This is a genomic window from Buttiauxella izardii, assembly GCF_003601925.1.
In the GTDB taxonomy this organism is placed as follows: domain Bacteria; phylum Pseudomonadota; class Gammaproteobacteria; order Enterobacterales; family Enterobacteriaceae; genus Buttiauxella; species Buttiauxella izardii.
The window spans coordinates 134,973-149,235 of record NZ_QZWH01000001.1 but is presented as its reverse complement, the minus strand read 5'-3'; the positions used below and the strand labels follow the sequence as shown (position 1 = coordinate 149,235).

The following is a 14,263-nucleotide window of genomic DNA, read 5'->3' as shown; positions in this document are numbered from 1 at the left end:
CTGCATGGCATAAACGACTCGGTGCCGAAGTATCCGTAAGCTTAATAAATATAAGTATGTTGTAACTAAAGTACGGGCTTTTTTTATAACTTAAGGCATCGACGCGTTATTGCCCGTCCAGGCCACGTATTGGTTTAATGGTTGACCATGCACGGCAAGATGGGCAATGCCAGTACATGGTGAAAGCCGTAAACCCGCACTTCTGGCAACGATAACGCGGTTTGGTGCGCACTTGCTCGCCAACCATGTTTCGTAACACCATCAGGCTTTCTTTCGCGCGCCCTTCTTCCGCTTCTTGCAAGTGGTAATCCATCAGACGGTGGAACACTCGCATAGTGGGATGGCGCTGAAGCTGGCGATTAATATAAACTTGCGCCACTTCAGACCCTTCTTTGTGCTCAAGGATTTCCGCCAGCATCAGTTCTGCCCCGGCACCCGTATTCTCTTCAACACAACGTTTGAGGAATGTCTCCCACTCTTCCGGTTTATCCAGTTGTTGATAGCAGGTCTGGAGCATTTCGAGGGTTTCGCTCACAAGCTCGCTATCTTGATTGATTACGCGCTGTAGTGATTCAACCGCTTTTGCGTATTCATTTCGAGCCATGAAAATTCGGCCCATCATGATGGAAACCCGTGCGCAGTTTTTATCTGCCGCTGCGCCCTTCTTCAGCAGCGACATGGCGCGATCAAGATCGTCGCTGCCCATCAGTTGCAAAGCTTGCTCGCAGTAGAAGTGTGCAATTTCGGTACGCTGTTTATCTTTACCCAGCTTCACCAGACGTTCGGCGACATCAATGGCTTTTTGCCAGTCGCTGGTGGCCTGATGAATCAGCAGCAATTGTTGCAAGGCACCAATGCGGAAATCTGTTTCGTCGATCAATTGCCCAAACATATCCTCTGCGCGGTCGTACAAACCGGCAGCCATATAGTCACGGCCCAGCTGCTGAACCGCCAGCAGGCGCTGCTCGTAAGTTAACGAGGCACTTTCCATTAATGACTGGTGGATACGAATGGCGCGGTCAACTTCACCGCGAGAACGGAACAGGTTACCCAGCGTGAGGTGAGCCTCAACGGTGCTGGTATCCTCTTTGAGCATGTCGAGGAATAAATCTACGGCTTTATCTTGCTGGTTAGACAGCAAAAAGTTAACCCCCGCCACGTAATCACGCGACAGGCGGTTAGCTTCTTGTTGCTTGTCTTGATGCGCGCTTCTGCGCCCCATGTACCAGCCATAAGCGGCAGCAATAGGCAGCAGCAGAAACAACAATTCCAGCATGGCAGGTTATTCCTTCACAGCCGGTACAACCACTGTGGTGGCGTCAGAAGCGGTGCTAATTTGCTGTTCGAGGCGTTTGATCTTGCGATCGGCGCGGGCAATTGAAACACGCAAACGCAACCAGAACAGGCCACAAATCATCCAGCCCAGTAAAAAACCCGCAGCAAAAAGAGTCGCCAGTAAGGTGGAGACGCGATACTCGCCTTGTGCCAACAGATAATTGAAATGTACAACCTGATCGTTTTGCGCGCCCAGAGTGACAGAAATCACAAATATCGCTAGCACCAGTAAGAAAATGAATAAATATTTCACATTACTTCCCGTCATGTGGTCTTACGCGACTAAATTATGCCCTAATGCATTTCCAACTGTATAAACTACCATTTCCCTGTGGTTCGTGGAATCCATTAGCGACGTCCAATTCATAAGAAATGGGGATTAAATCAAGATTCTCAAGGTTCAGCGTCTCGTTCGGCTATTTCCTCAGCTTCTTGCCTTGGCGGCGATAGCGGCCCGCATATTTTCTGAGCAAGCCAGGTCGCCAGGGTAATTAATATCCAGGAGATTAATGTTGCGACCACTAAATCGCGCGGCCAGTGCATACCGAGCACCATACGGCTCCCCATCACACCGGTAGCCCAAACTAATAACAGCGCAATGGTCCAGGTGCGTCTACGCGGCCATAAAAGACCCACGCCCAATAATGCCCAACTCGCCGCAAACATGGTGTGGCCAGAAGGGAAAGCAAAGCCCGTCTCTTTTTGCCAGTGTTTACGCAACCACCCCGGCACTTGCGACTGCGACTCAAGCTGACTTTTTACCAGTTCACTGCGTTGCTTACGTTTTAAATTGTAGAACTCATCTGTCGGAATATGTTGTGTTTTTTCCAGCCATACTACGAAAGGACGAGGCTCCTGGACTTTATCTTTAATGACAGATTTAACCCCCTGCCCAACGAGAATAGCCGCGCCGAGGATGGCAAATAACATGACAGCCGCTTTTAGGCGAAACCTCAGGCACCATAAAAACCAGGCACACAAACAAACATGGGTAATGATGCCCCAGGGTTGGGTCACGGTTTCTGTCACCCAATACATCATTTTAAGCCAGGCGCCCTGCGCACCAGGAACCCATTGCCAGCCTGAGATCCAGACGGCCATCGGCATGATTAAAAGTATTCCGGCCCCAATCGTTGTTCGTTTCGCTATTGCCCGCATCACTTTTCCTTATGCAATTTGAGCATTAAGAATACCCGATAAAGCGCACCGATGGGAAAACGTGGCGTACCTTTACGCGTAAAAATAGGAGTGCGCCCAGCCAATTAGGCGAAGTGCCCGGCGTTGTGGCAAAATAGCCCGAAGTAATTTAACAAGCCAGAAAGCTGGCAGGTATCACGCGAGTCTTTACTTCGTGAGCCAATTGAGTACCTGGAGAATCACATGCAGCTTAAACGTGTGGCAGAAGCCAAACTGCCAACCCCATGGGGCGATTTCCTGATGGTGGGTTTTGAAGAACTGGCAACCGGGCAAGATCACGTTGCTTTGGTTTTTGGTGACATTACTGGAAATGATTCTGTTCTGGCGCGCGTACATTCAGAGTGTCTGACGGGCGATGCCCTTTTCAGCCTGCGCTGCGACTGCGGTTTCCAGCTTGAAGCTGCGCTGACTCAAATTGCCGAAGAAGGCCGTGGTGTGTTGCTGTATCACCGCCAGGAAGGTCGAAACATTGGTCTGCTGAATAAAATCCGCGCCTATGCGTTGCAGGATAAAGGCTACGACACCGTGGAAGCCAACCACCAGCTCGGTTTTGCTGCCGATGAGCGCGACTTCACGCTCTGCGCTGACATGTTTAAATTATTGGGCATTAATGCCGTGCGCTTGCTGACCAATAATCCGCAAAAGGTTGAGATTCTGTCTGAGGCAGGAATTAATATCACTGAGCGAGTCCCGCTGATTGTGGGACGCAACCCGAAGAACGCGCATTATCTGGATACCAAAGCGGCCAAAATGGGCCACCTTCTCTCCAAAGATTAAGCCGTTTTCTCCCCCATCGCTGGGGGAGAATTTTCGCTAGTTCAGCATGTTACGAATCACGTAATGCAAGATGCCATCGTTTTTGAAGTACGTCAGTTCATTGCCGGTATCAATTCGGCAGCGACACTCAACCACCTCTTTTCTACCGTCAGCAAAGGTTAATGACACCGGCACCGTCGCGCCTGGCACCAGGTCGTTCAGGCCGCTGATATCAATAAACTCTTCCCCCGTCAGACCCAACGTTTTACGCGTCACGCCTTGCGGGAACTCCAACGGCAAAATCCCCATACCAATCAGGTTTGAGCGGTGAATACGCTCGAAGGATTCAGCGATAACGACCCGCACGCCCAGCAAACGTGGCCCTTTCGCCGCCCAGTCACGGCTGGAACCCGAGCCATATTCTTTACCGGCGAACACAGCCAAAGGGATCCCTTTATCGCGGTATTTCATTGCCGCATCGTAAATCGAGATAACCTCTTCCCCCGGCAGCAAGCGCGTCATGCCACCTTCCACGCCGGGCACCATTTCATTACGAATACGAATGTTGGCGAAAGTACCGCGCATCATCACTTCATGGTTGCCGCGACGTGAACCGTAGGAGTTGAAGTCTTTGCGCTCAACGCCATGGTTTTGCAGATAACGCCCCGCCGGACTGTCTGGCTTGATGCTACCGGCAGGCGAAATATGGTCGGTGGTGACCGAATCGCCCAGAATGGCCAGAACGCGCGCGCCATGAATGTCCTGCACGGGTTTCGGCGTAGCTTCCATATCATCAAAGAATGGCGACAGACGGATGTAAGTGGAGTCACTTTGCCAGCCGTAAGTATTCGAACGATCCACCTCAATGTTTTGCCATTCAGGCGTTCCTTCAAAGACTTCAGCATATTCTTTGTGGAACATTTCCGTTGAAACTTGTGCGACCGCGCGGGCAATTTCCTGGCTGCTCGGCCAAATATCTTTGAGATAAACCGGATCGCCTTTGCGATCGTGCCCCAGCGGATCGGTAGTCAGATTGACGTTCATATTCCCCGCCAGCGCATAAGCCACCACTAACGGCGGTGAGGCGAGCCAGTTGGTTTTCACCAGCGGATGAATGCGCCCTTCAAAGTTACGGTTCCCTGAAAGCACGGCCCCGACGGTCAAATCGCCCTTCTTGATCGCTTGTTCAATAGGATCCGGCAGCGGGCCAGAGTTACCAATACACGTGGTACATCCGTAACCCACCAGGTTAAAACCGAGTTCATCGAGATAAGGCGTTAAGCGCGCCTTCGCCAGATAATCCGATACCACTTTTGAACCCGGCGCCAGTGACGCTTTAACCCACGGCTGGCGTTTCAAACCTAGCGTCACCGCTTTTTTAGCCAGTAACCCTGCCGCCATCAAAACGCTTGGGTTTGAGGTGTTCGTACAAGACGTAATGGCGGAAATAACCACCGCGCCGTCCGGCAACTGATATTCGCGCCCACCCATGATGTAACTCACTGGTGCGCGATCTTTATGCGAGGAATTGAGTTCGAGTTCATTGCTGGCATTGAACGCTTTCGGCACATCGCCAAGCGCCACTCGGTCTTGTGGGCGTTTCGGCCCCGCAAGGCTGGCTTCAACTTCATTCATGTCGAGCGAGAGTGTGCTGGTAAATACGGGTTCATCGCCAGTATTGCGCCACATGCCCTGCGCTTTGGAATACGCTTCGACCAGTGCGACCTGCTCTTCACTGCGTCCACTTAGCCGCATGTAATCCAGCGTCACGGCGTCAATCGGGAAGAAACCACAGGTAGCGCCATATTCAGGTGCCATGTTGGCAATTGTAGCGCGGTCAGCCAATGGCAATGTATCCAGGCCGTCACCGTAAAATTCAACGAATTTGCCCACCACACCGTGCTTACGCAGCATTTGCGTCACGGTCAAAACAAGGTCTGTTGCGGTGATACCTTCACCCAGTTTGCCGTCCAGCTTAAAGCCGACAACATCGGGAATCAGCATCGAAACCGGCTGGCCGAGCATCGCTGCTTCCGCTTCTATGCCGCCCACGCCCCAGCCTAAAACGCCGAGGCCGTTGATCATTGTCGTGTGGGAATCTGTGCCGACCAGCGTGTCAGGATAAGCCACCAACTCATCCCCCTGCATTTCGCTCCACACCGCTTTGCCGAGATATTCCAGGTTAACCTGGTGGCAAATGCCGGTTCCCGGTGGCACGACGCTGAAGCGGCTGAAGGCCTGTTGCCCCCAACGCAGGAAGACATAACGCTCGTGGTTGCGCTCCATTTCGAGGCGCACGTTCTCCTCAAAGGCATCGTCATCCCCAAAGTGATCGACGGTCACGGAGTGGTCAATCACAAGGTCGACAGGGGAAAGTGGATTTACTTTGGCTACATCACCGCCCAGGCGTTTCACGGCTTCACGCATGGCGGCTAAATCAACGACCGCCGGCACACCGGTGAAATCCTGCATCAGCACACGGGCTGGGCGATAGGCAATTTCACGGTCGGCATGGGCGTCTTTCAGCCAGCCAGCCAGGGCATGGATATCTTCCTGAGTGACAGAGTTTTCATCCTGCCAGCGCAGTAGATTTTCGAGCAGAACTTTGAGCGACTTGGGTAAACGTGTGATATCCCCAAGTTCCTTTGCGGCCAGCGGCAGACTGTAATAGTGATAGGTTTTATCCAGCGCCTGTAGAGTGTCCTTACTGGCCTCTCGTAGGGTTAACGACATAGCTCCTCCTTAAATTTCAGGGATAGCGGTATCCCGGATGAAGATCAGGGACAGTATTAAAGATAACACAAAGATGTCGTAACGATTTGATAACAACCCAAATTGATAAATCGAGAGGTGTAAACAGAAAGGAGAAGTGAATCAATGCCCCGGCGAAGCACCAGGGCATAAGCAAGAAGGGGTTAGTGAGTCAGCATCCAGGCCGTTTGCGCCCAGAATGCTAGCGAAACAGTAAATGCGGTGAACCATGACCAGTACTTGACGCTACAGTGAGTATTCATAATCGGCTCTCTTTATTCTGGTAAACACTGTGACTGAATAATTAATCAGTCAGTTTGAATATTGCTGTGTATAGTGATTACTTAAAGAGTGTGCTCTTAGTCACGCATATTTATAAAATGTGACTGACAGCAAGTTAAATAAAGGTAAATGAAAATTATATTTATTGTTTAATATGTTCGTCTGTTGAAAACAGATCGATGAAATCTTTTTGTTGTTGCGTCAGTTGCCACGATTCTGGAACCTGAACTTTGGTGGCTTTCGCTTCTTGTTGCGGTTTGTCATCTTTCTGACGCACCGTTTTCTGTACTTGTGTTTGAGCAAGGGAAGTCATTATTACCCCCAAAAATGCCAGGCAGCGACTGCGACGACAAGCCAGAACAGACCTGATACCAAAAACACCGCCATCCAGGCTTTACGTTTCAGCCCTGTTTCCGTCTGCGGTTCTTCACTTCCTGAAGGCATTGCTAACCTCATACAATCGGCACCACTTATCATAAAATCTTAAACAATCGGTATAATTAATCGCCTGATGGGATTAATCCTAAAGAAACTCTAGTACAAAAGCCAGCGAAATTACTTCCCGATTGGAGGAAAATATTTAATCTTTTGACCTGAAATAAATAATTGAAACGACAAATTTGCAGAGTGGTTAATTATTATCTACGTTTGTCTCTTAATTGAGACAGATTAACCACTTATATTGCATGGGTAATTAAGACTGAAGGGATATTTAATACCAGAAGAGATAAAACATATTTTTTACTGCGAATGAGAAGAGGTATCTTTTCAGGGCGAAAAGATACCTTCCGATATTATTTAGCCGGCAACTTAATATCTTTAAACATGGCTTCAATATCTTCGTTTGAACGCAACGCAACAGCGGTATCAACAACGTCGCGCGTCAAATGCGGGGCAAAACGCTGAATAAAATCATACATGTAACTACGCAAGAAGGTGCTGCGGCGGAAACCAATTTTGGTGGTGCTGTGGCTAAATACGCCCTGCGCTTCAATACGCACTAAATCCGGGTCTGATACCGGGTCAACCGCCATGCTGGCAATAACCCCCACGCCCAAGCCCAAACGCACGTAGGTTTTAATCACATCGGCGTCAGTTGCCGTGAAGACAATTCGCGGCGTTAAACCGGCGCGGTTAAATGCTGTATCTAACTCGGAGCGCCCGGTGAAACCGAAGGTGTATGTCACCAGCGGATATTGAGCCAACTCTTCAATTGAGACAGATTCTTTAGACGCGAGCGGATGGTCTGGCGTTACGACAATCGAGCGGTTCCAGTGGTAGCACGGCAACATCACTAAATCATCGTAAAGATGCAGCGCTTCGGTCGCGATCGCAAAATCGGCATTGCCTTTCGATACTGCTTCAGCAATTTGTGTAGGCGAACCCTGATGCATGTGAAGCGATACGCGAGGATAGCGCTCAATAAACCCTTTAATCACGTTAGGCAGCGCGTAACGCGCTTGTGTGTGCGTCGTGGCGACATACAGAGAACCTTTGTCCGGCCAGGTATGCTCCCCCGCCACAGACTTAATCGCCTCAACTTTTGATAACACTTCGCGAGCGATACGGATAATCTCCTGCCCCGCAGGCGTAACCTGAGTCAGGTGTTTGCCGCTACGCGCAAAAATCTGAATCCCCAGTTCGTCTTCTAACATACGAACTTGTTTACTGATCCCCGGTTGAGAAGTGTAAAGCCCTTCTGCCGTCGACGAGACGTTGAGGTTATGGTTGACCACCTCGACGATATAACGAAGTTGCTGTAATTTCATGACGTTCCATCCGCAGTAAAAACAGCCCCGACACACCGTGGCAGGGATTCAGACGAGGAAAATTCTCTTGAATCACTATATCACTTATATCATCTATGTATAGTTTGAAAGAAAAAATAATAATCAGGTTATATATGCAGATATAAAAAAACCGGAGCATTTGCCCCGGTTTTTCATATCAGAAGATCAGTTACTTCTTACCTTCAACCCACTTACCATCAACAAAGAATGCTGACCAGCCAGTCGCTTTGCCTTCTTTTTCAGAAGAAACATACTGCTGTTTGGTCTTACGGCTAAAGCGAACAACCGCTTTGTTGCCTTCTGCATCTTGCTGTGGCGCATCGGCCAGATAACGCAATTTTTCTGGCAGACGGTCGCGGAAGCGATAAAGCTCTTCGACCAACGGCGCACGCGTTTCACGAGATTTAGGGAAAGTGTTTGCCGCAAGGAAAACACCGGCCGCGCCATCACGCAGAACAAAGTAAGCGTCTGACTTCTCGCAAGGCAATTCTGGCAATGGAACCGGATCTTCTTTCGGTGGTGCCACTTCGCCATTACGCAGGATCTTACGGGTATTTTTGCAATCGTCGTTGGTACAAGCCATGTACTTACCAAAACGCCCCATTTTCAGGTGCATTTCAGAACCACATTTTTCACACTCAACGATTGGGCCGTCATAACCTTTGATACGGAACTCGCCCTCTTCGATTTCGTAGCCATCACAGGTCGGGTTATTACCACAGACGTGAAGTTTACGTTTTGGATCGATGAGATAGCTGTCCATCGCGGTGCCACACTTAACACAACGGCGTTTCGCACGCAGCGCGTTAGTTTCCGCGTCATCCCCTTCAAGCACGTTGAGGACTTCGTTTTCTGGCACCAGGTTAATGGTGGTTTTGCAGCGTTCTTTCACTGGCAATGCGTAGCCGGAGCAACCAAGGAACACACCGGTACTGGCAGTACGAATACCCATTTCACGACCACAGGTCGGGCAATCAATACTGGTCAGAACCATCTGGTTTGGACGCATACCGCCTTCTTCCGGATCCAGTTCAGCTTTACCAAGCTGTTCACTGAAATCGCTAAAGAAGTTATCCAATACCCCTTTCCACTCGGCCTGATTATTGGCCACCTGGTCAAGGCTGCTTTCCATCTGCGCGGTGAAATCGTAGTTCATCAGCTCACGGAAGTTCTCTTCCAGGCGGTCAGTAACAATTTCACCCATTTTTTCAGCGTAGAAGCGGCGGTTCTCTACACGCACATAACCACGATCCTGGATGGTGGAAATGATCGACGCATAGGTAGACGGACGGCCAATGCCACGTTTTTCCAGTTCTTTAACCAATGAGGCTTCGCTAAAACGAGCCGGTGGTTTAGTGAAGTGCTGGCCTGGAATGATCTCAACCAGAGCCAGTTCATCACCCTGCTCAACGGCTGGCAATGTACGATCTTCATCGCCTTTGCGCAGCGCAGGCATGACTTTCGTCCAGCCATCAAAACGCAGCGTACGACCGCGCGTTTTCAGGCGGAAGTCACCCGCTTGCACCGTTAAGGTAGTGGAATCGTATTGCGCAGGCGTCATCTGACACGCCACGAACTGACGCCAGATCAACTGGTAAAGTTTCTGCGCATCGGTTTCCATATCTTTCAGCGAATCAGCAATGATACTTACATCAGATGGACGAATCGCTTCGTGCGCTTCCTGAGAGTTTTCTTTGCTGGAGTACTGATTAGCCGCTGGCGGCAGATACTTCTTACCGAAGCTCTCTTCGATATAGCCGCGCACCATGCTCACTGCATCCTGGCTCAAGTTGGTTGAGTCAGTACGCATGTAGGTGATATGGCCCGCTTCATACAGACGCTGTGCCATCATCATGGTTTTCTTAACACCAAAACCAAGACGTGTACTGGCGGCCTGCTGCAACGTGGAGGTGATAAACGGCGCGCCAGGCTTACTGCTGGTCGGCTTATCTTCACGCTCAAGCACGGTGTAACGCGCTTTTTCCAGTTCGCTAACCGCAGACATGGTCTGTTCACGGTTGACCGGACGGAACGGCTTGTCTTTATGGTGGCTGACCTGAACCGGCAGACTGTCGCCTTTCGGCGTTGTCAGGTTCGCGTCAACTTCCCAATATTCTTCTGGCACAAACGCTTTGATTTCGCGTTCGCGGTCAACCACCAGACGCACAGCAACGGACTGTACGCGGCCAGCAGAAAGGCCACGGGCGATTTTCTTCCACAGCAACGGAGACACCATGTAACCCACAACGCGGTCCATAAAACGACGCGCCTGCTGTGCGTTAACACGGTCAATATTCAGTTCGCCCGGCTTTTCAAACGCCTGTTGAATTGCATTCTTTGTAATCTCGTTAAACACCACGCGGCTGTAACGCGTGTCATCACCACCGATAACTTCCCGCAGGTGCCACGCAATGGCTTCCCCTTCGCGGTCAAGGTCGGTTGCGAGATAGATATGGTCGGCTTTTTCAGCCAGTGATTTCAGTTCCGAAACCACTTTTTCTTTACCCGGTAGCACTTCGTACTGTGCTTCCCAGTTGTGCCATGGATCGACACCCATACGATTTACGAGCGCGCCGCGTTCATCCTTTTTGACCTTTTTGGTCCCTTTGGTGGAGGCGGAGTCAGCGCTCTTCTTGGTGGTTGATCCACTGGTCGGCAAATCACGGATGTGACCGACGCTGGACTTAACCACGTAGTCATTTCCGAGATATTTGTTGATCGTTTTGGCTTTTGCCGGGGACTCAACGATGACGAGAGCTTTACCCATATTCACCTTTACCTAATGTAATTCTTCCAGGAGACGTCGCACACTTATCACACCTTCCACTGGCGACACGCTTTTCTATATTGCGGTAGCGTCAATGGATATCAACTCTTTTTTCATCCACCGGCTGATTAGCGAACATTCGCAGGTGATTGAGATAACGAGTCTTTCGCACCGGTGACATAGCACGACGGAACTTTGGTTGAATGTCAAGCAATTCCGTTGCCAGATTTGCGAAAGCGTCACACTCTACCTGATAAAATGAGTTACGCAACTTTATTAGCATGCGACACGGATTCTCGCCAGCACAGTAAACTGAATAAATCACCTTAGGTTTACAGGGAGATATTGCCCTTTGCAGTATAGCGGAAGTACACTAGCGCCGGTTTTTATAGGAGGAAATCATGCAAGAAACCACTCAACCGATCGATAAACAGTCGCTACTCGTTGAAGCCAACAAGGTCATCCGCGCACATGAAGACTTCATGCATGGCATGGAAGCAACGGATGTCGAGCAAAAAAACGGAGTGTTGGTGTTCAAAGGTGAATACTTCCTTGATGAGCAAGGCTTACCGACCGGGAAAAGCACCGCGATATTTAATATGTTTAAGCATCTTGCACATGTGTTTGCAGATAAATATCACCTGCAAGACTAAGTAAAAAAACGAGGCCATCAGGCCTCGTTTTTAATTTCGTGCTTAATATTTTTACAACAGCGGTTTTTCGCCGCGTTGCCACCAGCGCATCAACAGGTTATCGACGCTGTTAGCCGCACTCCCGGTGAAACGGTCCATCATTTTTTTGCGACGCGTGTAATGCACATTAATCACTTCGTGATTTTTCATCAGATTAATGAGCAAATCATCGCTGGTGCTGACTGCATCAATCAGGCCTTTTTCCAGTGCCTGCGTGCCGTACCAGTGTTCACCCGTTGCGACTGAATCAATATCCAGCGATGGGCGCATGTCATGCACAAACTGCTTAAATAGCAGATGCGTTTCATTGAGGTCTTCACGGAATTTCTCACGCCCCTGTTCGGTGTTTTCACCAAACAAAGTCAACGTGCGTTTGTACTGCCCGGCAGTATGCAGTTCGACGTCGATATCATTGCGTTTCAGAAGGCGATGGAAGTTTGGCACCTGTGCCACCACGCCAATTGAACCAATAATAGAAAACGGCGCGGCAACGATTTTGTCTGCCACACACGCCATCATATAACCGCCGCTGGCCGCAACTTTATCGACAGCTACCGTCAGGCGCACTTTGCTTTCACGCAGACGCTGCAACTGTGACGCTGCAAGGCCATAACCATGAACCACGCCGCCAGGGCTTTCCAGACGCAGTAAAACTTCATCTTCGGGTTTGACTACCGCCAGCACGGCGGTGATTTCTTCGCGTAGAGAAGTGACTTCGTGGGCATCCATACTGCCTTTAAAATCCAGAACATAAAGCGTCGGCTTGTCAGAAATAACCGTTTCGCCACGTTTAGCGCGTGCTTTGGCTTGTTTAGCTTCCAGCTTATGTTTTTTCTTTTGGGTTTTATGCCAGAGTTTCTGCTGGTGATCATCAAGCCTTGCGACCTGCATTTCTTCCTGCATTTCCTGGTATTGTTCGCTTAAATTGGTGAGACGCAGTTCCCCGCGCTGATGTCTTTTACGCCCGGCCACATTCACAATAATGGTAATAAGAATGCCAATAGCCGCAACGACCGTCACGATTTTCGCTAAAAAAAGCCCATAGTTTGCAATCAAATCCACGCTTTCCGCCTTCCGTTCAGTGCATTAAATATCTGTCGCTCAGTGTACCCGAGCGCTGATTCCGCGTCTGCATGCAACTATAAATGCTGCGAGCCTGCTTCCTGAATGCTTTTAATAAAATGAAACTTTTGCAAAATGTTAATCAAAGGTATTGTCTCCTGTTGCCTGATTGAAATCATGATGGCTTTCAGGCATAAAGCCTAAAGATCATATATCCGAGAAATAAGACGTGAGCCTGAGCATCACGCGAGGAGTTGGACGTGCACTATCAACCGAAGATGGATTTACTGCAAAACCGCATCATTTTAGTCACCGGGGCCAGCGATGGCATCGGCCGTGAAGCCGCGTTAACCTATGCGCGCTATGGCGCCAGCGTCATATTATTGGGTCGTAACGAAGAAAAACTACGCAGCGTAGCCCATGAAATTAATGCCCTTCGCGGCAGTCTTCCCCACTGGTTTACTCTCGACTTCGCTAGTGCGACACCTGAAGACTGCCAAAGTCTTGCGCACAAACTTTCAGGGCTGATACCTCGCCTCGACGGAGTGCTGCACAATGCCGGGATCCTCGGCGATATTCGGCCAATGGACGAACAAGATCCGCAAACGTGGCAAGCCGTGATGCAGGTAAATGTGAATGTCACCTTCTTCCTGACCCAGGCACTTCTTCCTTTATTACTGCAATCCGACTCGGGTTCACTGGTATTTACCAGCTCAAGTGTTGGCCGCCAGGGTCGTGCCGGTTGGGGCGCTTATGCGGTATCAAAATTCGCCACTGAGGGCATGATGCAAGTGCTCGCAGAAGAATATAAACAGCATAATTTACGCGTTAATTGCATCAACCCAGGCGGCACGCGCACCGCCATGCGCGCCAGCGCATTCCCGACTGAAGACCCAGATAAACTGAAAACGCCACGTGATTTAATGCCGCTCTATCTTTGGCTAATGGGCGATGACAGCCGCCGTAAAACAGGCATGAGCTTTGATGCTCAACCCAATCGTAAACCAGGAATTTCCGAATGAGTGAAGATCGTTACCAGCAACGCCAGCAGCGCCAGAAAGAAAAAGTCGATGCCCGCGTCGCGGCAGCACAAGAAGAACGCGGTATTTTGATTGTCTTTACCGGAAACGGTAAAGGTAAGACAACAGCCGCTTTCGGCACCGCCACTCGCGCCGTCGGGCACGGTAAAAAAGTCGGTGTCATCCAGTTTATCAAAGGCCAGTGGCCGAACGGCGAGCGTAATTTACTCGAACCTTTGGGCGTTGAGTTTCAGGTAATGGCGACCGGTTTTACCTGGGATACGCAAAACCGCGAAACGGATACCGCCGCCTGTGTCGAAGTCTGGGAACATGCAAAACGTATGCTGGCGGATAGCTCGCTGGATATGGTTATTCTCGACGAAATCACCTACATGGTGGCCTACGACTACTTACCGCTGGAAGAAGTGCTCACGGCGCTGACACAGCGTCCAGAAAGCCAGACGGTGATCATTACCGGGCGTGGGTGTCATCGGGATATTCTGGAAGTCGCAGATACGGTCAGTGAATTACGACCAGTGAAGCACGCGTTTGATGCGGGCGTTAAAGCGCAAATCGGCATTGATTACTAGATAACAAAAACCCCTCAGCTGA

General features: G+C 50.0%; 14 protein-coding genes. 4 read left to right on the top strand and 10 right to left on the bottom strand.

The features are described from left to right. Positions 1 to 106: 106 nt before the first annotated feature. The 3 genes from lapB to pgpB form a co-directional block, all read right to left on the bottom strand. A complete protein-coding gene (lapB, locus tag D6029_RS00715; protein ID WP_120062910.1) occupies positions 107 to 1,276 on the bottom strand; it encodes a lipopolysaccharide assembly protein LapB in 1,170 nt (389 codons plus the stop codon). Positions 1,277 to 1,282: 6 nt separating this feature from the next. Then, complete coding sequence (locus tag D6029_RS00710; protein WP_120062909.1) at positions 1,283 to 1,588, bottom strand: LapA family protein; 306 nt, start codon at positions 1,586 to 1,588, stop codon at positions 1,283 to 1,285. Between the two features lie 140 nt (positions 1,589 to 1,728). Then, complete coding sequence (gene pgpB / locus D6029_RS00705) at positions 1,729 to 2,493, bottom strand: phosphatidylglycerophosphatase B (protein WP_120062908.1); 765 nt, start codon at positions 2,491 to 2,493, stop codon at positions 1,729 to 1,731. Positions 2,494 to 2,715: 222 nt separating this feature from the next. On the opposite strand from pgpB, the gene ribA reads away from it, so the two are divergent. Further along, positions 2,716 to 3,309, top strand: coding sequence for a GTP cyclohydrolase II (ribA, locus tag D6029_RS00700; protein WP_120062907.1), 594 nt, complete (start codon positions 2,716 to 2,718; stop codon positions 3,307 to 3,309). A 36-nt stretch (positions 3,310 to 3,345) separates the two neighbouring features. On the opposite strand, the gene acnA is transcribed toward ribA, so the two are convergent. The 6 genes from acnA to topA all read right to left on the bottom strand — a co-directional run bounded on the left by acnA (position 3,346) and on the right by topA (position 10,878). Then, positions 3,346 to 6,021: an aconitate hydratase AcnA gene (gene acnA, locus D6029_RS00695; RefSeq protein ID WP_120062906.1), complete on the bottom strand. Its 2,676-nt coding sequence runs from the start codon at positions 6,019 to 6,021 to the stop codon at positions 3,346 to 3,348. 182 nt (positions 6,022 to 6,203) lie between these two features. Then, complete coding sequence (gene ymiC, locus D6029_RS22750) at positions 6,204 to 6,302, bottom strand: small membrane protein YmiC (RefSeq protein WP_272482830.1); 99 nt, start codon at positions 6,300 to 6,302, stop codon at positions 6,204 to 6,206. A 161-nt stretch (positions 6,303 to 6,463) separates the two neighbouring features. Beyond that, positions 6,464 to 6,634 carry a hypothetical protein gene (locus D6029_RS22455; protein ID WP_167455951.1) on the bottom strand — a complete coding sequence of 57 codons (171 nt, stop codon included), beginning with the start codon at positions 6,632 to 6,634 and terminating at the stop codon, positions 6,464 to 6,466. A gap of 2 nt (positions 6,635 to 6,636) precedes the next feature. Next, positions 6,637 to 6,798, bottom strand: a complete 162-nt coding sequence (locus D6029_RS00690) for a YmiA family putative membrane protein (RefSeq protein ID WP_120062905.1) — start codon at positions 6,796 to 6,798, stop codon at positions 6,637 to 6,639. Between the two features lie 317 nt (positions 6,799 to 7,115). After that, positions 7,116 to 8,090: an HTH-type transcriptional regulator CysB gene (gene cysB, locus D6029_RS00685; protein ID WP_034495664.1), complete on the bottom strand. Its 975-nt coding sequence runs from the start codon at positions 8,088 to 8,090 to the stop codon at positions 7,116 to 7,118. 190 nt (positions 8,091 to 8,280) lie between these two features. Continuing rightward, a complete protein-coding gene (gene topA, locus D6029_RS00680) occupies positions 8,281 to 10,878 on the bottom strand; it encodes a type I DNA topoisomerase (RefSeq protein WP_120062904.1) in 2,598 nt (865 codons plus the stop codon). A gap of 401 nt (positions 10,879 to 11,279) precedes the next feature. Here topA and D6029_RS00675 point away from each other — a divergent pair, with 401 nt between their 5' ends. Beyond that, positions 11,280 to 11,531: a YciN family protein gene (locus D6029_RS00675; protein ID WP_120062903.1), complete on the top strand. Its 252-nt coding sequence runs from the start codon at positions 11,280 to 11,282 to the stop codon at positions 11,529 to 11,531. Positions 11,532 to 11,582: 51 nt separating this feature from the next. Here D6029_RS00675 and sohB read toward each other — a convergent pair whose 3' ends face one another. Next, positions 11,583 to 12,632 carry a protease SohB gene (sohB, locus tag D6029_RS00670; RefSeq protein ID WP_120062902.1) on the bottom strand — a complete coding sequence of 350 codons (1,050 nt, stop codon included), beginning with the start codon at positions 12,630 to 12,632 and terminating at the stop codon, positions 11,583 to 11,585. Positions 12,633 to 12,892: 260 nt separating this feature from the next. On the opposite strand from sohB, the gene D6029_RS00665 reads away from it, so the two are divergent. Next, on the top strand, positions 12,893 to 13,654 hold the full coding sequence (locus D6029_RS00665; protein ID WP_120062901.1) for a YciK family oxidoreductase: 762 nt from the start codon (positions 12,893 to 12,895) through the stop codon (positions 13,652 to 13,654). Beyond that, positions 13,651 to 14,241 carry a cob(I)yrinic acid a,c-diamide adenosyltransferase gene (gene cobO, locus D6029_RS00660; RefSeq protein WP_120062900.1) on the top strand — a complete coding sequence of 197 codons (591 nt, stop codon included), beginning with the start codon at positions 13,651 to 13,653 and terminating at the stop codon, positions 14,239 to 14,241. Before D6029_RS00665 ends, cobO begins: the two co-directional genes overlap by 4 nt. Positions 14,242 to 14,263: the final 22 nt, after the last annotated feature.